Origin of the sequence: Pelomonas lactea (genome assembly GCF_043555885.1) — a bacterium.
In the GTDB taxonomy this organism is placed as follows: domain Bacteria; phylum Pseudomonadota; class Gammaproteobacteria; order Burkholderiales; family Burkholderiaceae_C; genus Pelomonas; species Pelomonas lactea.
In genome coordinates this window covers 354,955-372,779 of sequence record NZ_JBIGHX010000002.1, presented here as the reverse complement: position 1 = coordinate 372,779, position 17,825 = coordinate 354,955, and the positions used below count along the sequence as shown (strand labels likewise).

The window sequence follows — 17,825 nt, the reverse complement described above, 5'->3', positions numbered from 1 at the left end:
TCGCCCAGGCTCGCTGCGCTGAATGCGAGCGAGTCTGGGCGGTCCCTCGAAGGAAGGGCGATGCTTGCGGCATCAAGCCGCAAGCACATCGCCAAAACGGGCCGGCTTGGGAGCGGCCCGGCGCGCGGCTCGAATAACAAATCACAGGGAGAACAACATGCCATTGATCGGAGGCCTGCACATCCTGATCGCGCTGCTGTGCGCGGTGCATGCCGTGCGCAGCGGCCAGCCGATGTACTGGCTGTTCATCCTGTTCGCGTTCCCGCTGCTGGGCAGCTTGGTGTACTTCTTCGCCATCTACCTGCCCAACTCGCGGCTGGACCATGGTGCCCGCAAGGCCGTGTCGGCCGCCGCGCGGGCCATGGACCCCGGTCGCGACGTGCGCGAGGCGCGTGCCGTCTATGACGTGTCGCCGTCCGCGCAGAACCAGATGCGGCTGGCCGAGGCGCTGCTGAACGCCGGCGAGGCCAAGGAATCTGCCGAGCTGTACGAAGCCGCCCTCAAGGGCCCGTTCGCCAATGACCCCGACCTGCGCTTCGGGGCCGTGCGCGCCTACGTGGAGTGCCAGCGCTTCGACGCGGCGCTCGGCCATCTGCAGACGTTGAAGGCCGACCGGCCCGACTACCGACCCGACCAGGTCCTGCTGCTGCTGGCCCGCTGCCTGGCCGGCACCGGGCGCAACGCCGAGGCGCGCGAGAGCTTCGAGGCCGCCGTGCGCCAGTTCGGCAGCTTCGAGGCTCACGCGGAATATGCGATCTGGGCGTTGGCAAGCGGCGATGCAGCCACCGCCGCGCGGCTGCAGACCGAGATCGACCGCCAGGTGCAGCTGTGGAACCCCGTCAGCCGCGAGCTGAACGCCCCGGTCATGCGCCGCCTGAAGGCCGCGCACGAGCTGGCGCGCAAGGGTGGCTGATGCCTGAAGGCCTCGCGCTGGCCCTCTACGCGGCCGCGCTGCGGCTGCTGACGCCGTTCTACCTGCTGCGCCTGTGGCGGCGCGGTGCGCAGGAGGCCCCGTACCGCCACGCGCTGGGCGAGCGGCTGGGTTTCTACGCCGGAACGACTACCCCTGGCCGGCTGTGGATACACGCCGTGTCGCTGGGCGAGACGCGTGCCGCCAGCGCCCTCATCGACGCGCTGCGCGCCCGCGACCCAGCGCTCAGGTTTCTGCTGACGCACTCCACCGCCACCGGACGCGAGGCCGCGCAGGCGCTGCTGCGCGAAGGTGACGCGCTGACCTGGCTGCCCTACGACACGCCCGGAGCCGTGCGCCGCTTCCTGCGCCACTGGCAGCCGCGGCTGGGCGTGCTGATGGAAACCGAGGTCTGGCCCGTGCTGCAACGCGAGGCAGAGCGTGCCGGCCTGCCCATGGTGCTGGCCAACGCCCGCCTGTCCGAGAAGAGCCTGCGCCAGGGCCGGCGCTTCGGCGCGCTGCTGCGGCCGGCCGCCCGACGCATGACGCTGGCGCTGGCGCAGACCGAGGCCGACGCGGCCCGCATCCGCGCGATGGGCGCGGCCCGCGTCGAGGTGGCGGGCAATCTGAAGTACGACATCGCCGTGGACCCGGCGCTGATCGACCGCGGCCGCAGCTGGGCCGCCCTGCTCGGCCGGCCCGTGCTGATGCTGGCCGTCAGCCGCGAGGGCGAGGAGCAGGCGCTGCTCGACGAATGGGCGAAGCGGCCGGCGCCGCACCCGCTGCTGGCCATCGTGCCCCGGCACCCGCAGCGCTTCGACGAGATCGCCACCCGCACTGAGGCTGCCGGCTTCACGCTGGCGCGGCGCAGCAGCTGGAAGGACGAACCGCCTGCCACGGCCCTGGCTGCCGACGTCTGGTTGGGCGACTCCATGCGCGAAATGCCGCTGTACTACGGCCTGGCCGGCGTCGCGTTGCTGGGCGGCAGCTTCGAACCGCTGGGTGGCCAGAACCTCATCGAGGCGGCGGCCTGCGGCTGCCCGGTGCTGGCCGGGCCGCACACGTTCAACTTCGCGGAAGCCGCCGAGCTCGCCATCGCCGCAGGCGCGGCCGAGCGCTGTGCGACGCTGGCCGAGGCAGTCGCGCGCGGGCTGGTTTTGTGCAATGACGATCCCGGACGGCGCGCGATGCATGCGCGCGCCCTCGCCTTCTCGTCTGCCCACCGTGGCGCCGCCGCGCGCATGGCAGACGCCCTCTTGTCCCTTCAACGATGAACCGAGCCGCCACTGCCCGCTGGACCCTGCAACTGCTGTTCGTCCTGTCGGGCGGCGCAGCGCTGATCTATCAGTCCATCTGGACGCACTACCTCGGGCTGACGCTGGGCCACGCGGCCTACGCGCAGACGCTGGTGCTGATGATGTTCATGGGCGGCATGGCGGTGGGCGCATGGGGCGTCAGCCGCATCACGGCATCGCTGCGAAGGCCGGTTGCCGTCTACGCCGCTGCGGAGGCCCTCGTCGGGGTCATGGGCCTGGTCTTCCATACGGTCTTCGTCGCCTACAGCGACCACAGCCAGACGGCGGTGCTGCCGGCACTGCGCAGCGCCGGTGCGGCGACGCTCTGGCAATGGGCCAGTGCGGCCGCGCTGATCGCGCCACAAACGGTGTTGCTGGGCGCGACCTTCCCGTTGATCGCCGTCGGCGTGCTGCGGCTGGACGGTAGCCGCCAGGGGCAGACGCTGGGAGGTTTGTACTTCACCAACGGACTGGGGGCTGCCCTCGGCGCGCTGATCGCGACCTTCGTGCTGCTGCCCAGCCTCGGCATGCCCGGCTCTCTGCAGGTGGCGGGCTGGCTCAACCTGATCGTCGCGGCCGCCAGCCTCGGCCTGAGCATGGTGCTGCGTGAGGGGCACGCGGAACCGGCTGCCGCGGCCGAACCCGCCGCGCCATCGCAGAGCTCGGGGCGGTTGCTGCCGGCCCTGCTCGCGGCGACCTTCCTGTCCAGCGCCGCATCGTTCGCCTACGAGCTGGGCTGGGTGCGCATGCTCAACCAGGCGCTGGGCAGCAGCCTGCACAGCTTCGAGCTGATGCTGGCGTCCTTCATCGCCGGATTGGCGCTGGGCGGGCTGTGGGTGCGGCGCGTCGGCGATCGCATCGCCGACCTGGTGCGCTACGCCGGCTTCGTGCAGGTCGCCATGGGGGTGTGCGCGATGCTGTCCGTCGCGCTGCTGGGCAATGCCTACCACTGGGTGCCCTACGTGCTGCAGGCGCTGGCCAAGACCCACGCCGGCTATGTGCTCTACAACGTTGCGACGGCCGGCATTGCCATCCTCATCATGGCGCCGGCAGCCTTCTTCGCCGGCATGACGCTGCCACTGTTCACGGCGGCGCTGCTGCGCCGAGGTGTCGGCGAGCGCGCGGTCGGCCAAGTGTATGCGGCAAACACGCTGGGTGCGATCCTGGGTGTGCTGGTGGCTGCCCATGTGCTGATGCCGCTGCTGGGCGTCGGCATGACGCTGCTGCTTGCAGGCGCGGTGGACCTCGCCATCGGTCTGGCGCTGCTGCGCGCGCTGAGCCCCGGGCGCTGGGCTCCGGCGGTCCTGGTGGCCTCGGGCGCGGGTATCGCCGTGTTTGCCGGCATGGTGCATTGGGGCATGCCGGACCCGCTGCTGCAGTCGGCGGGCGTGTTCCGGTACGGCAAGCGGGATCTCGGCGCCCGCAAGCTGCTGTTCTACAAGGATGGCGCCACCGCCAGCATTTCGGTGGTGCGCGAAGGAGGCACGACGGTCATCGCGACCAATGGAAAACCGGACGCCGGCATGAACGCGCCCACCCGGACGGCCGGCGCCGATGAGATCACGATGGTGATGCTGGGCGCGCTACCGCTGGCCGTGCACCCCAAGCCTGACGACATAGCCGTCATCGGCTGGGGCTCGGGCCTGAGCACGCACACGCTGCTGGGCTCCGCCATGCCGAAGCGCGTGGACACCATCGAGATCGAACGCGCCGTCTGGGAGGGAGCGTCCATGTTCGCGGAGCGCAACGCTCGCGCCTACCTGGACCTGCGGTCGCACGTCCATTTCGAGGATGCGCGCGAGTTCTTCGCACGGGGGCAGCAGCGCTATGACGTGATCGTGTCCGAGCCGTCGAACCCCTGGGTCAGCGGCGTGGCCAGCCTGTTCACGCAAGAGTTCTATCGCGGCGTCAAGCGCAGCCTGAAGCCCGGCGGGCTGCTGGTGCAATGGATACACAGCTACGAGATCTCCGACGCGCTGCTGGCTGAAATGATCGCCGCGCTGCTGGCGGAGTTCCCGGACAGCGAGATTTACGCCACCAACGCGGCGGACCTGATCGTGCTTGCACCACTGGGCGCCCTGCACACGCCGCGCGACCACCTGTGGCATTCACCGGCCCTCGCCAATGAGTTGCGCCACGTCGGCCTGATGTCCCCGACGGACCTTGTCGCACGCCGCATCGGCGGGCCAGCGGTGCTGCGCACCTATGTGCGCATGCAGGGAGCGACGCCACATTCCGACTTCTTCCCCACTGTTTCCCTGCAGGCGCCGGAACAACGTTTCCGCGGCGTCAAGGCGGACCTGCTGCAACGGCTCGCGACCCAGGGCCTTCCGGCCCTCGGCGTGCTGGACTGCCGCACGACCTGGCCCTCGGCAGCGCCGATCCAGCAGGCGACCGACATGCCGCTGCTGCGGGCCCGCCAGCAAGCCGTCTGGGCCGCAGAACGCTTCAGCGGCAGCGGCGGCGGGCAGGCGCACGGTGCGGGGCTGACACGACTCGTCGATGCAATGCGCATGCAGCAACAAGCGGGCACACCGCTGGATGGCGATTCGCTGCTGGTTTATGCGGCGAACATCGCGAATGAGGTGCTCGCACACGTCCCGGCCGCGGATCAGCAGCCGATGTGGGACGTCCAGGCGTGGCGCAAGGCAAGGCCCGCACTGCCGGACGGCGTGGCGACGCTGCTGAAGCTTTACGACGCCACGGCGCGCCATGACTGGCCCGAGGCAGAACGAGCGGCGGAGCTGATCCTGGCGGGGCGCGTCCAGCCAGCGCCCAGTGGCATCAAGGAACAGGTGCTTGTGCTCGGCATGCTGGCTGGGGCAGCACAGGACCAGTCAGATGCCGTGCGCAGCCGCGAGTCACGCTGGGGCTCACAGGTGCCGCCAGGTGCGTTGGGCGAGCTACGGCGCTTCCTCAAGGCCTGGGAAGACGGCGGCGAGAAGGTCTGCGCCGCCCGTTGAGTTGCGGCGCAGGGCTCAGCTGCCCCAGCCGCCCCCCAGCGCCTTGACCAACTGTGCCGTCGCCGCCCACTGCGCGCCGCGCAGCTGGGCCAGCGCCCGCTCGGTGGCCAGCGGTGTGCGTTCGGCCTCGGTCACGTCGAGATAGCTGACGGCCCCCTTGTCGTAGCGGCTCTTCGCCACCGCCAGCGCCTGGCCGGCGGAGGCCAGCGTGCGGGTCTGCGCGTCGACGACCGCGGTGCGGCCCTGCAGTTCGGCCAGCGCGTCGTCCACCTCGCGCAGCGCCTGCAGCATGCGGCCGCGGAAGGCGGCCAGCGATTCATCGACGGACGCCTTGGACGCCGCCAGGTTGGCCTTGTTGCGCCCGCCCTCGAACAGCGGCAGCGAGATGCTGGGCCCGACGTTGTAGAGGCGCGCCGGCGCCGAGATCAGCGCGCCCAGGTCTTCGCTGGAGTAGCCGAAGCTGCCGGTCAGCTTGATGGATGGGTAGAACGCCGCCTCGGCGATGCCCACCTGCGCGGTCGCGGCATGCAGCTGCGCGAGGCTCTGCGCCAGGTCGGGCCGGCGCTGCAGCAGCTCCGACGGCAGGCCGGCGCGGATGGCGGGCGGCGTGGTGAGCGGAACCGCGGTGAGCTTCAGGTCGGCGGCCGCCTGGCCGGTCAGCGCGGCCAGCTGGTTCAGCACCAGCGACTGGCGCCGTGGCAGGTCGGCCACGTCGGCATCGGCGGCGGCCAGCTCCGCGCGCACGCGCTCCAGGTCCTGCGTCGTCGACGAGCCGGCGTCGAAGCGTGTCTGCGCCACCTGGAAGGCCTTGGCGCGGCTGTCGCGCAGTCGCTGCAGCGCGGTGGCTTCGTCGGCCAGCGCGCGCCACTGCCAGTAGGCGGCGGCGACGTCGGCCGTCAGCGCGACGCGGGCGGCGGCGGCGTCCAGCGTCGTCGCGTCGAGCTGCGCCTGCGCGGCCTCCTGCTGGCGCTTCACGCGGCCCCACAGGTCCAGCTCCCAGCCGACGCTGGCCGACAGCCCGAAGCTCTCGCCCTCGAACGTGACGGCGCGGCCGTTCAGCACCGGCGTCGTCGTCGCCTTGGCCGACGTGCGCAGGCCGCCGGCACTGGCGCCGACGTCCACGCGCGGCAGCTCGTCGGCCTGGGTCGCGCCGAACACGGCGCGGGCCCGCTCGATGCGCGCGGCCGCGGCGGCCAGCGTCGGGCTGGCCTGCAGTGCCTGCGCCTGCAGCGCGTTGAGTTGCACGTCACCAAACATCAGCCACCAGTCGCGCTGCAATTCGGCGCCGGCCGCCGGGCTGGCGGCGCGGTAGGCGGCCGGCGCGTTCGCGGCCGGCGCCTGGTAGTTGGGGCCCAGCGTCGTGCAAGCGGCGAGCGCGGCCGCGGCGACGAGGGTGAAGACAGTCTTGAGTTGGATCATGGTCGATCTCCCGAATTCAATGCGCCGCTTCAGCGGAGGCAGCGCCGCCCATCACCTTCTTGCTCATCCACACGATGAGCACGCAGCTGAGCAGCGCGACACCGAGGATGAGGAAGGCGTCGTTGTAGGCCATCACGAAGCTGTCGCGCCGCACGACGTTGTCAAGCGCCTTCATGGCCATGTCCTGCGCCGTGGTGGCGTCGAAGCCCTTGGCGGTGAAGTTGGCCGCCAGCGTGTCCAGCCGCGCCTGCGTCGCGGTGTCGTACAGCGTGACCGACTCGCCGATGCGGGCGCTGTGCAGGTGCTCGCGGTTGGTCAGCAGCGTGGCCAGCGTCGCGATGCCCACCGAGCCGCCGAGGTTGCGCATCATGTTGAACATGCCGGACGCGCTGGGCAGCAGATTGGGCGGGATGCCGTTCACCGCGAAGTTGGTCAGCGTGATCATGATCAGCGGCTGGCCCAGTGCCCGCACCACCTGCGCGGCGATCAGCTCGGGGCCCGCCGTGTCGGCGCTCATGTGCGTGTTCATGAAGCACGACAGCGCGAACAGGCCCAGGCCCACGCTCATCATCACGCGGTTGTCCAGCTTGGTGGACAGCTTGGCCGCGAACGGCATGATGAACAGCTGCGGCAGGCCCATCCACATGATGACCAGGCCAATCTGCATCGGCGTGTACTGCGCGATCTGGCCCAGGTACAGCGGCAGGATGAAGGCCGAGCCGTAGAGGCCCATGCCGGTCGCGAACGCGATGACGCCGGCGATCAGGAAGCTGGGACGGCCCAGGATGTGCAGGTCGATGAAGGTGTTCCGGCGCGTCAGCCCGCGCCAGGCCCAGCCGTAGAGGCCACCCACCGCCAGCACGGCGGCGGTGATGATGAACGTACTCTGGAACCAGTCCTTGGCGTTGCCTTCCTCCAGCATCGCGGTCAGCGAGCCCAGGCCCAGCGCCATGAAGAAGATGCCCCACCAGTCCACGTCGCGCAGCAGCTTGAGGTTCATGGGCTCCTTGTCCAGCCCGTAGCCCACGCCCAGCATCAGCAGCACGCCCGGCACCCAGTTGATGTAGAAGATGCTGGGCCAGCCGTACAGCTCGGTCAGGTAGCCGCCGATGGTGGGGCCCAGCGTCGGCGCCAGCGTGGCCGTCATGCCGAACAGCGCCAGGCCGATGGGCCGCTTCTTCAGCGGCAGCTTGCGCGTGACCAGCGTCATCGCCATCGGGATCATGACGCCACCCGTGAAGCCCTGGGCCGCGCGGAACGCGATCATGCTCTCCAGGCTCCAGGCCATGCCGCACAGCGTGCTGAACAGCAGGAACAGCGCGACGTTGACGATCAGGTAGCGGCGCGTGGAGAACACCACCGACAGGAAGCCCGCCAACGGGATGACGACGATCTCGGCGACGAGGTAGGCGCTGGAGATCCAGGAGCCCTCTTCCTGCGTCGCCGACAGCGCGCCGAGGATGTCGCGCAGCGACGAGTTGGTGATGGCGATGTCCAGCACCGCCATGAAGGCCCCCAGCAGGCTGGCCAGCACGGCGATCCAGGTGCGGCCGCTGACCTTCTGGTCGGGCGGCGGCGGGAGGTAGTTCTCGTTACCCATGACGCGGGTCTCAGAGTTCGACTTCCACCTGCACCGACAGCCCCGGCACCAGGCGCGACGCCGCATCGCCCAGGCCCTTCAGGCTCTCCGGCTCCAGCACCACCTTGACCGGCACGCGCTGCACGATCTTCGTGAAGTTGCCGGTCGCGTTGTCCGGCGGCAGCAGTGCGAAGCTGGCGCCCGAGGCGGGTGCGAAGCTGTCGACATGGCCTTCCAGCTCGCGGCCCGGGAAGGCGTCGACCTTGATGTGAACCTTCTGACCAGGCTTCATCTTCGCGAGCTGGGTTTCCTTGAAGTTGGCGACGATCCAGGTTTCGGGCTCGACGATGGCCGCGAGCTGCTGGCCCGGCTGCACGCGCTGGCCCACCTCCACGGTGCGCTTGCCGATCCGACCGTCACTGGCCGCCTTGACCTCCACGTAGCCCAGCTGGTTCTGCGCGTCCTTGAGCTGTGCCTGCGTGGCGGCCTTCTGCGCGTTGGCCGACTGGCGCGCGCTCTCGGCGGCAGCCACCGCCTCCTTGGCGGCGCTGGCGCTGGCCTTGCGCGCGGCCAGGTCGGCGCGGGCCACGTCGCGGGCAGCCAGCGCGGCGTCCAGCTCCTGCTTGCTGGTGGCGCGCAGCTCGGCGCCGAACAGCGCCTGGCTGCGCTTGGCTTCCAGCTCGGTGCGGGCCAGCACCGCCTCGGCCTGGGCGACCTGCGAGCCGGTGGCCGCGGCCTGCGCCCTGGCCTGCGCGATCTGCGCAGCGCTGGTGGCGATGGCCGCGTCGGCCTGCGCGATCTGCGCCTTCAGCCGCTCCACCTGCACGGCGGCGTCGGCCGGGTCCAGCCGCAACAGCACGTCGCCGGCCTTCACGACCGCGTTGTCCTGCATGTGCATCTCGGTGACGACGCCGGCCACGCGCGTGGCGACCGGGTGGATGCGACCGGCGATGAAGGCGTTCTCGGTCTCGACGAGATGCTGGCTGCGCCACCACATGCGCCCTCCCAGCGCGATGCCGCCGATCAGCAGCAGCGCGCCGACGATGAGCAGCGGCACGGGCGGGCCGCTCTTCTTGCCGTTCTGGGCGGCGGGCTTGGGCGCGGCGGCGTTGTCTTGCGGAGCGTTCATGACAGGGTTCCTTGTGCGGGATCGTTAGGGTTGTTGTCGGGGGCTGAGGCGGCCCATGCCGCCGGTCTGGAAGCGTTGCAGCGCGGCCACCACCTGGCGCTCGTCACTCATCGCGAACGGGCCGTGGCGCACCAGCGGCTCGCGCAGCGGCCGGCCGCTGAAGCAGGCCAGGCGCAGCGGGTCGATGGCGGTGAGCTGCGCGCTGCCGCCTTCGGGCAGGCTGAGTGCGCGGCCGGCCGACAGCGGCAGCCCGGCGCCCTGCCCGCGGCCGGCGATGGCGACGGCGAAGCCCTGCTCGCCGTCGTCCAACGCCAGCTCGAAGCAGGCGCCGGCATCGATGTCGACGATGGACAGCGCCGTCGGCCACGGCAGCGCCAGGCCCGCGGTGCCGCCGAACACCTGCACCGCCCGCCAGCCGGGGGCGGCGCGGTGTGGCATCTGCTCCGGCGCCAGCGCCATGACGGCCGGCGCGCGCAGCTTCTGGTCGGCCGGCAGGTTCACGAAAATCTGCAGGCCATGCGCCTCGCGGCCGGGCTCGGCCGGGAATTCGTCGTGCATGACACCGCGGCCGGCCAGCGTCCAGTGCAGGCCGCCGGGCGCCACGGCATGCTCGCCGCCCAGCGAATCGCGGCTGACGAGGCCGGTGGCCGAGTCGTCGAACAGATAGGTCACCGCCGAGAAGCCCGCGTGCGGGTGCGGCGCGAACACCGCCTCGCGCATGCGGAAGTGGTCCACCATGATGAAGGGGTCCAGCAGCGCCAACGGCTCACGCCAGCCCTCGGCCTCGAAACCGGCACCGATGCGGTGGCGTTGCGGCTGCAGAAGGCGGGCGGTTGACATGATGGCCGCGACTGTAGAGAGTTCCATTTCCGGCGCATAGCCGTAAAACTCAAACGGACCGTTCCGGAAACGAAACGCAATAAAACGAGACATGAAGATCGACGACCTGCTGCTGCTGGCCCAGGTGCACAAGGCGGGCTCTCTGTCCGAGGCTTCGCGCCAGCTTGGGCTTCCGAAGGCCACGCTGAGCCGGCGCCTCACGGCGCTGGAAACCTCGGTGGGCGCGCGGCTGTTCGTGCCCGGCGCGGCGCGCATGACGCTGACCGAGCTGGGCGAGCAGCTCGCCGAACGCGCTGCGCGGCATGACGACGACATCGCCGAGACGCGCCACTGGCTGGCCTCGCGCGACGCCACGCCGCAAGGCAAGGTGCGCGTGTCGGTGCCGTCGGAGTTCGCGATGCTGGTGCTGGCCGACAGCTTCGCGCGCTTCGTGCGCCGCTACCCGAAGGTGGAGCTGGAGCTGGACACCACGCCGCGCCGCGTGGACCTGTTCAACGAGCCCTACGACGTGGCCGTGCGCATGGGCCCGGTGGACGAACCGGACCTCATCGCTCGCCAGTTCATGCTGCTGGAACGCGGCCTGTACGCCAGCCCCGTGTACCTGCAGGCCCGCCCCGCGCCGCAGACGCCGGCCGATCTGGCCGACCACGACTTCGTCGTGCTGACGCAGGGCAAGGGCATGTACCGCAAGCTGCTGAACGGCAAGCAGACGGCCGAGGTGCAGATGCGCGGGCCGCTGGAGGCCAACGCCATCGGCCTAGTGCTGTCACTGACGCGGGCCGGCGGCGGCATCGCCAGCTTCCCGTTCGGCATGGTGGCCGCCGACGTGGCCGCCGGCACGCTGGTGCCGGTGCTGCCGGAGTGGCGCTACGAGCCGCTGCCGGTGCACCTGCTGACGGCCAGCCGGCGGCTGATGCCGGCCAAGACGCGGGCCTTCATCGACCACCTGTTCGAGACGGTGCCGGAGTGGGCCAAAGGACCATTTCTCGCGGTGCCGTCGAAGTTTTCCGGGCTCGTCGAGCGCAAGTCATGAGGAGGTTCGTCGTCCCGGCGCTTGCATTGCTTGGCGTCGTTGCCGTAGCTGGCCTTCGCAACACCGACCGAGCGGTGGATGAGGCACCGGTTTCTGCAGAGCGCGGCACCGCAGAGCCTCTCAGCCCCGAGTCGGTGGCGAGCGCCGTGGCAGCTGCATCGGCGGCGCAGATGGCAGGCGCGGCGGACACGACGCCCCCATCGAAGGCGGCCGAGGTCAGTCGCCTCGTGCGGATGGGCACGCCGGCTGACGCATGGGCGGCCTACCAGCTGCTTGCAGCCTGCGTTCGCGCGAGGAAGATCGCCGAGCAGTTGCCAACGACGCCGCCCGGTATCACGCGCACCTGGATGCGCAAGGAGCCCAAGCCTGGCGTCGTCTGCGGCGACATCAGTCCGGGGCAGATCGCCAGCCGGGCGAGCTACTTGGAACCCGCGGCCAAGGCGGGGCTTGCGGGCGCCGCGATGGCGTTTCTCCGGGAAGGGCCGACGGGCCAGCCGGAGCTGGACATGGATGCCGCGCCTGACAGTCCGGGGGTGGCCGAGTGGATGCAGCGCTCCAGGTCCTATGTCCGGCAGGCTGCCGAGAACGGGGAGCGGGAAGCGATCTTCAACATGAGCAACTTCCATCAGTTCACGGCGCCAGATCATGCCCAGGCGCTGCGGTACTTCGCGGCTTATGTCGAACTCACCCGCGACAGCACGGCACCGCGACCCGGACGTGACATCACCGATGCGCAGACATTCGCGCTGCTGAAGCAGGGGCTGACCGATCCACAGATCGCCGAGGCGATGGCTTCCGGGAAGCAGCTGGCCGAACGGGTTCAGCAACGCCGTTGAGGCCGGCAGGCCGGTGATCTCAGCCGGCCAGCAATGCCCGCAGCCCCGCTTCGTCCAGCACCGGCACCCCGAGCGTGCGCGCCTTCTCCAGCTTGCTGCCGGCTTCCTCGCCGGCGATCACGTAGTTCGTCTTCTTGGACACCGAGCCGCTGACCTTGCCGCCGGCGTCCTCGATCAGGGCCTGGGCCTCGTCGCGGCTGAGCGTGGGCAAGGTGCCGGTCAGCACGAGCGTCTTGCCCAGCAGCGGGCGCGGCCGGTCGTCGGCTTCGCCGCTACTTTCCTGCGGCTTCACACCGGCGGCAAGCAGCTGCTCGACCACCTCACGGTTGTGCGGCTGCGCGAAGAAGGTGTGGATGCTGGCCGCGACGATCGGCCCCACGTCAGACACCTCCAGCAGTTGCTCGACGCTGGCGTTCATCAGCTTGTCGAGCGTGCCGAAATGGCGGGCGAGGTCCTTCGCCGTGGTCTCGCCGACCTGGCGGATGCCCAGCGAGAACAGGAAGCGTGCCAGCGTGGGCGTCTTGCTCTTCTCGAGCGCATCGACGATGTTCTGTGCGCTCTTCTCGGCCATGCGGTCCAGCCCGGCGAGCTTGGCCACGCCGAGCTTGTAGAGGCCCGGCAGGCTCAGCACGATGCCGGCATCCACGAGCTGCTCGACGAGCTTGTCGCCCAGGCCCTCGATGTCCATCGCCCGGCGGCCCGCAAAGTGCAGCAGCGCCTGCTTGCGCTGCGCCGGGCAGAACACGCCGCCGGTGCAGCGGTACTCGATGCCGCGCTTCTCGCGCACCGCTTCGCTCCTGCACACCGGGCATTCACGCGGCATGTGGAAGTTGGGCACGTAGGCGGGCCGCGCGCCCGGCACGCGGCCGACCACCTCGGGGATGACGTCGCCCGCGCGGCGGATGATGACTTGGTCGCCCACCCGCACGCCCTTGCGGCGCATCTCGAACACGTTGTGAAGCGTCGCGTTGCTGACGGTCGTGCCGCCGACGAAGACCGGGTCCAAGCGCGCCACGGGCGTGAGCTTGCCGGTGCGGCCGACCTGCACGTCGATGGCGAGCAGCGTCGTCACCTGCTCCTGCGCCGGGTATTTGTGCGCGACCGCCCAGCGCGGCTCGCGGGTCTTGAAGCCCAGGCGCGCCTGCAGTTCGCGGTCGTTGACCTTGTAGACGACGCCGTCGATGTCGAACGGCAGGCTGTCACGCTTGGCGGCCATCGCAGCGTGGAACTCGACGAGGCCTGCCGGCCCCTGCACGACGGACCGGTCGCCGTTCACGGGCAGGCCGAAGGCCGCCAGCGCATCGAGCAGACCGCTGTGCGTGGCCGGCACGTCCCAGCCCTGCACTTCGCCCAGGCCGTAGGCGTAGAAGCACAGCGGCCGCTGGCGCACCAGCGCCGGGTCGAGCTGCCGGATGGCGCCCGCTGCGGTGTTGCGCGGGTTCACAAAGGTCTTCTCGCCCTTTTCGCGCTGGCGCTCGTTGAGCTTCTCGAAGTCGTCGCGGCGCATGTAGACCTCGCCGCGCACCTCCAGCACGGCCGGCGCCTGGCCCTGCAGCCGCAGCGGGATCTGGCCGATGGTGCGCACGTTCTGCGTGACGTCCTCTCCCGTCTCGCCATCGCCGCGCGTGGCGGCCTGCACCAGCACGCCATGCTCATACCGCAGGCTCATGGCCAGGCCGTCGAACTTCAGCTCGGCGGCGTACTCGACCGGCGCGTCGGCCTCGGTCAGCGCCAGCTCGCGGCGCATGCGCGCGTCGAACGCGATCGCGCCGCCCTCGGTGGTGTCGGTCTCGGTCGTGATGGACAGCATGGGCACCACGTGGCGCACCGGCGTCAGCCCGGGCAGCACCGCGCCGATGACGCGCTGGGTGGGCGAATCGGCCGTCAGCAGCCCGGGGTGCGCAGCCTCCAGGGCCTGCAACTCGGCGAACAGCTTGTCGTACTCGGCGTCCGGCAGCTCCGGCGCGTCGAGCACGTAGTAGAGGTGGGCGTGATGGTTGAGCTGGGCGCGCAGGGCAGCGGCGCGCAGGGCGGGATCAGCAGTCATGCCCGCATTGTCGGGGGCGCCGGCGACGAGAATCGGCAGCATGGCCATGTCACCCCTGCTCCACGCCGGCCCCGCGGTCGGGTTCGACCAGCCCTTCGAGATGCTGCTGGCCTGCCACGAGCGCGTGCAGCGCAGCCTGGACCTGCTGCTGCGACTGCAGGCCCACGTGGCGCGCCGCGGCGCGGACACCCAGGCCCGCGACGCCGCGCGTGATGTGCTGCGCTACTTCGATCTCGCCGGCCCCAAGCATCACGAGGACGAGGAGCGCCACGTGCTGCCACGGCTGCGCGCCGCCGGGCGCGAGGCGCTGGCTCAGCGGCTGGCCGACGACCATGCCGAGATGACGCGACAGTGGGCCGCACTGCGCCCCGCCCTCGCCGGCCTGGCCGCGGGCGACGCGACGCTGCTGGACGCTGACGCGTGCCAGGCCTATGCCGCGCTGTACGCGGCCCATATGCGCGTCGAGGAGGCCGAGGCCTTCCCGCTGGCGGCGCAGGGCATCGCCGATGACGCGCTGGCCGCGATGGGCAGCGAGATGTCCGCCCGGCGGCGCGGCTGACGCCTGGAGCCTGCCGGGCGGGCCGGTCACTCGTCAGCGAAGCGTTCGCGGATCTGCCGGCGCGCGTCCTCGTTGCCGAGCAACGCCTCGACGCAGGGGCCGTCGATGAGGCCACGCGCCGCCTGGTTGCGCAGCTCGTCGGCACAACGGGCCTCGTCCCAGGGCGCCTTGTAGGGCCGGGCGGAGGAGAGCGCGTCGTACATGTCGGCCACCGCGACGATGCGAGCGGCCACGGGAATGTCGGCCAGCTTCAGCCCTCGCGGGTAGCCGCTGCCGTCGCCGCGCTCATGGTGACCGGCGACGACGTCGCGCATGATGATGGCCGCCGCGTCGCCCTGCAGGCCGAGGTCGGCCACGATGTGGTCGATGAGCTGTTCCCCGATGGTCACATGCTGCTGCATCTGCCGCCATTCGTCGGCATCGAGCCTGCCGGGCTTGAGGAGGATGGCGTCGGGGATGCCCACCTTGCCGATGTCGTGCAACGGCGCGAACAGATGCAGGTACTCCACGGCCTCGTCGTTCAGGCCGTAGCGTTCGGCGACGCCGCGCGCGATGAGACGCGAGTACTTCGCCATGCGCTCCAGATGCCTGCCGGTCTCGACGTCGCGGATGCGGGCCAGGCCGGTGGCGATGTCGACAGCGCCGATCAGGTGATGCACGGCCGAGAGGCGCAGCAGGTAAAGCTGCGAGATGATGTCGGCAAACTGGTCCAGCACGCCGCGCACCACCGGCGTGAACTCGGCAGGTTGCGTCGAGTCGAAGAACAGGAAAGCCGAGAGCTCCGCGCCCCGGAAGATGGGCAGCGTGTAGCTGCTGCGGTACTTGCGCGACTTCAGCCAGCCGGTGTGCACGTTGGCGGCGTGATATGTCTCGTCGATGTCGTCCACCACGCGCGCAACGCCGCTGTCGCGCAGCGCGACGAGCGACGGCACATCGCTCAGCCGGGCCTCGTAGCGCTGCAGCGAGGGGCCGCCCTCATTGCTGCTGGCGAAGGTCTTGAGCAGGTCGGTGTCGGGGTCGTACAGCGCCAGCGCGATGCGGCCGATGGACGGATAGCGTGCCAGCAGGATGCTGTGCAGGCTGCGGATTCGCTCGCCGAGACCGGAGCGCTCGATCTCCGCGCGGTTGAGCACCTGTTCCGACGTTCGCATGACGCCTCCCCAAGACGTGACCGGCCCATGGTAGAGCGGGCTCCCGCCGCCGGGGGCGTCACCAGCGCCCTTCGACACCGATACGACAGCTGCGCGGCAATTCTTCCCAGCTGAAGAGGCTGGACCGGGTGGCCAACCGCAGGTTTGCGACGTTATCGATGCCGGCGCGCAGGGTCAGGCCATGCCCCAACGCGAGGCTGGCATGCAGGTTGGCCAGCGTGACGCGCGGCACGGTCTGCGGCGGTTGCCCCGCCACCGTGGCGGCCAGGCGCAGGCCGCTCTGCGTCGTCACGTCGCCGCCGGCCTGCCAGGCGCCCTGCCGCCAGTCGGCCCGCAGGCCCCAGGTGGTGCGGGCGCGTTTTTCCAGCCACACGCCGCGGCCGTCGTGCGCGCTCAGCAGGCCGGCCTGGGCCTGCAGCGTCCAGCCGCCACCGCGCCAGCCGGCGGCGGCCTCCAGCCCCTGCAGCACGGCCGTGTCGATGTTGCGGAACTGGTAGGTGCCACTGGCCGGCGTACCGCTGAGCAGCACGGGCACGATGAGGTGGCGGATGCGGTTGCGGAACAGCGTCAAGGAGGCCCCGGCCCTTGGCGTGTCCCAGGCCACGGTGGCCTCGGCGTTGTCGTTGGTTTCGGGCTGCAGCCCGGCCTGGCCGACGTAGGTGTTGGGGCCCTCGTCTTCCTTGTAGTCGGGGTTGATCTGCTTGAGCGTCGGCCCCTTGAAGCCGTGGCCCACGCCGCCCTTGACGACCCAGCCGGCCCCGGGCTTCCAGACGGCATACAGCCGCGGGCTGAACTCCGTGCCGAAGCGGCTGGCGTGGTCGGCGCGCGCGCCGGCGGTCAGGCTCAGCGCCGGTGTCAGGCGGGCTTCGTCCTGCAGGTACACGCCGGTGTGCGTGGCGCTGGCCTGGCCGCCGGGCAGGCCAGCGTTGCTCAGCCGCTCATCGCGCAGCTCGAACCCGGCTGTCAGCAGCTGGGTCGCTCCCGCCGGCGTGCTGGCCTGACCTTCCAGCACGCGGTCGGTCAGCGAGTTGGGCCGTAGGGAGGCGACGCCGTTGGTCTTCACGTTGCTGACCGCCAGGCGGTTCTCATAGGCGCGCAGCAGCGTCTCGCGGCCTGCGCCCCAGTCGGCGTCCCACTGCAGCGCGGTGTGGTCGCGCACGAGGTGGTGCTGGCTCTGGTGGTAACGCTTCTGGCCCGAGCGCTCGCGGGCATCGAGCCAGCGTCGTTCGTCTGCGTGCCGGCTGTCCAGCGTCAGGCGCTGGCCGGGAGCGGCATGCCATTGCAGCTTGAAGCTGGCCTCGCGCGGCTGGCGCCCTTCGATGGCGGTGATGCGCGCATCGGCCGCCGTCGGCGTGGCCTCGCGCCGCGCATCGCTCAGCGCGACGCCGAAGTCCAGCGCCGCACCGAAGCGGCCGCGCAGCGCCGCGCCCAGCCGGTGGCCGCTGCCACCGCGCAGGCCGCTGCGCCCCTCGGCGAACTCGCGGGCCTGCAGCTCGCCCGTCAGCGGTTCGGTGATGACGTTGATGACGCCGCCCAGCGCCTCGGCGCCGTACAGCACCGACATGGGCCCGCGCACGACCTCGATGCGGGCGATGTCCACCGCGCCGGTCCAGTCGAGCTGGAAGTCGGACGAGCCGACGAGGCCGTCGCTGGCCGAGATGCGCTGGCCGTCCACCAGCACCAGCACGTGGCGCGGGTCCATGCCGCGCAGCGACAGCGATTTGCGGCCGCCAGTGGGGCGGCCGAAGGCGGTGACGCCGGGCTCCACGCGCAGCGCCTGCAGCAGGTTGTCGGTGCCGCGCTGGGCCAGGGTCTCGGCGTCGACCACGGTGATGGCCGCCGGCGCGTCGGCCAGCGGCATGGCGTGTCGCGTGGCGCTGACGACGATGCGCGGCAGCGCCTCGGGGCTCTCGGCGGCCAGCGCCGCGCCGCCGCCCAGCGACAGCAGCGCCAGCGCCGACAGGGGCAGGCGGGGAAGGTGCAGTGAGGTGTTCATGGCCCGCAGCATTGCGCCGGGCGATGTGCCAGACCTTGACCGAGTTCAAGACGCACGGTGCCCGCCGC

13 protein-coding genes are annotated in these 17,825 nt (G+C 70.9%); 6 read left to right on the top strand and 7 right to left on the bottom strand.

The features are described 5' to 3' along the window. The first annotated feature begins 157 nt into the window (after window positions 1-157). The 3 genes from ACG04Q_RS06000 to ACG04Q_RS05990 all read left to right on the top strand — a co-directional run bounded on the left by ACG04Q_RS06000 (window position 158) and on the right by ACG04Q_RS05990 (window position 5,168). The gene (locus ACG04Q_RS06000) at window positions 158-913 is read left to right on the top strand and encodes a tetratricopeptide repeat protein (protein ID WP_394509977.1); all 756 of its coding nucleotides are present in this window, start codon (window positions 158-160) and stop codon (window positions 911-913) included. Then, window positions 913-2,184, top strand: coding sequence for a 3-deoxy-D-manno-octulosonic acid transferase (locus ACG04Q_RS05995; protein ID WP_394509976.1), 1,272 nt, complete (start codon window positions 913-915; stop codon window positions 2,182-2,184). Before ACG04Q_RS06000 ends, ACG04Q_RS05995 begins: the two co-directional genes overlap by 1 nt. Window positions 2,185-2,327: 143 nt before the next feature. Next, window positions 2,328-5,168: a fused MFS/spermidine synthase gene (locus tag ACG04Q_RS05990; RefSeq protein ID WP_394509974.1), complete on the top strand. Its 2,841-nt coding sequence runs from the start codon at window positions 2,328-2,330 to the stop codon at window positions 5,166-5,168. Between the two features lie 15 nt (window positions 5,169-5,183). Here the strand turns inward: ACG04Q_RS05990 and ACG04Q_RS05985 are convergent, their stop codons facing one another. Genes ACG04Q_RS05985 through ACG04Q_RS05970 form a run of 4 tightly spaced genes read right to left on the bottom strand, consistent with a single transcriptional unit; the run spans window position 5,184 to window position 10,135 of the window. Further along, entirely contained in the window at window positions 5,184-6,587 is a 1,404-nt protein-coding gene (locus ACG04Q_RS05985) for an efflux transporter outer membrane subunit (protein ID WP_394509973.1), read from the bottom strand. 16 nt (window positions 6,588-6,603) lie between these two features. Beyond that, window positions 6,604-8,187 carry a DHA2 family efflux MFS transporter permease subunit gene (locus ACG04Q_RS05980; protein WP_394509972.1) on the bottom strand — a complete coding sequence of 528 codons (1,584 nt, stop codon included), beginning with the start codon at window positions 8,185-8,187 and terminating at the stop codon, window positions 6,604-6,606. A 10-nt stretch (window positions 8,188-8,197) separates the two neighbouring features. Continuing rightward, on the bottom strand, window positions 8,198-9,295 hold the full coding sequence (locus tag ACG04Q_RS05975; protein ID WP_394509970.1) for an HlyD family secretion protein: 1,098 nt from the start codon (window positions 9,293-9,295) through the stop codon (window positions 8,198-8,200). 24 nt (window positions 9,296-9,319) lie between these two features. Further along, complete coding sequence (locus tag ACG04Q_RS05970; protein WP_394509968.1) at window positions 9,320-10,135, bottom strand: pirin family protein; 816 nt, start codon at window positions 10,133-10,135, stop codon at window positions 9,320-9,322. 91 nt (window positions 10,136-10,226) lie between these two features. Here ACG04Q_RS05970 and ACG04Q_RS05965 point away from each other — a divergent pair, with 91 nt between their 5' ends. Both ACG04Q_RS05965 and ACG04Q_RS05960 read left to right on the top strand, forming a co-directional pair. After that, a complete protein-coding gene (locus ACG04Q_RS05965) occupies window positions 10,227-11,168 on the top strand; it encodes a LysR family transcriptional regulator (protein WP_394509967.1) in 942 nt (313 codons plus the stop codon). After that, window positions 11,165-12,004: a hypothetical protein gene (locus tag ACG04Q_RS05960; RefSeq protein ID WP_394509966.1), complete on the top strand. Its 840-nt coding sequence runs from the start codon at window positions 11,165-11,167 to the stop codon at window positions 12,002-12,004. The genes ACG04Q_RS05965 and ACG04Q_RS05960 overlap by 4 nt, the downstream gene beginning before the upstream one ends. A 19-nt stretch (window positions 12,005-12,023) precedes the next feature. Here the strand turns inward: ACG04Q_RS05960 and ligA are convergent, their stop codons facing one another. Continuing rightward, window positions 12,024-14,051: an NAD-dependent DNA ligase LigA gene (ligA, locus tag ACG04Q_RS05955; protein ID WP_394509965.1), complete on the bottom strand. Its 2,028-nt coding sequence runs from the start codon at window positions 14,049-14,051 to the stop codon at window positions 12,024-12,026. A 46-nt stretch (window positions 14,052-14,097) separates the two neighbouring features. On the opposite strand from ligA, the gene ACG04Q_RS05950 reads away from it, so the two are divergent. Then, entirely contained in the window at window positions 14,098-14,610 is a 513-nt protein-coding gene (locus ACG04Q_RS05950; protein ID WP_394509964.1) for a hemerythrin domain-containing protein, read from the top strand. Between the two features lie 26 nt (window positions 14,611-14,636). On the opposite strand, the gene ACG04Q_RS05945 is transcribed toward ACG04Q_RS05950, so the two are convergent. Then, window positions 14,637-15,761, bottom strand: a complete 1,125-nt coding sequence (locus ACG04Q_RS05945; protein ID WP_394509963.1) for an HD-GYP domain-containing protein — start codon at window positions 15,759-15,761, stop codon at window positions 14,637-14,639. 58 nt (window positions 15,762-15,819) lie between these two features. Further along, a complete protein-coding gene (locus tag ACG04Q_RS05940) occupies window positions 15,820-17,757 on the bottom strand; it encodes a TonB-dependent receptor plug domain-containing protein (protein WP_394509962.1) in 1,938 nt (645 codons plus the stop codon). Window positions 17,758-17,825 lie beyond the last annotated feature (68 nt).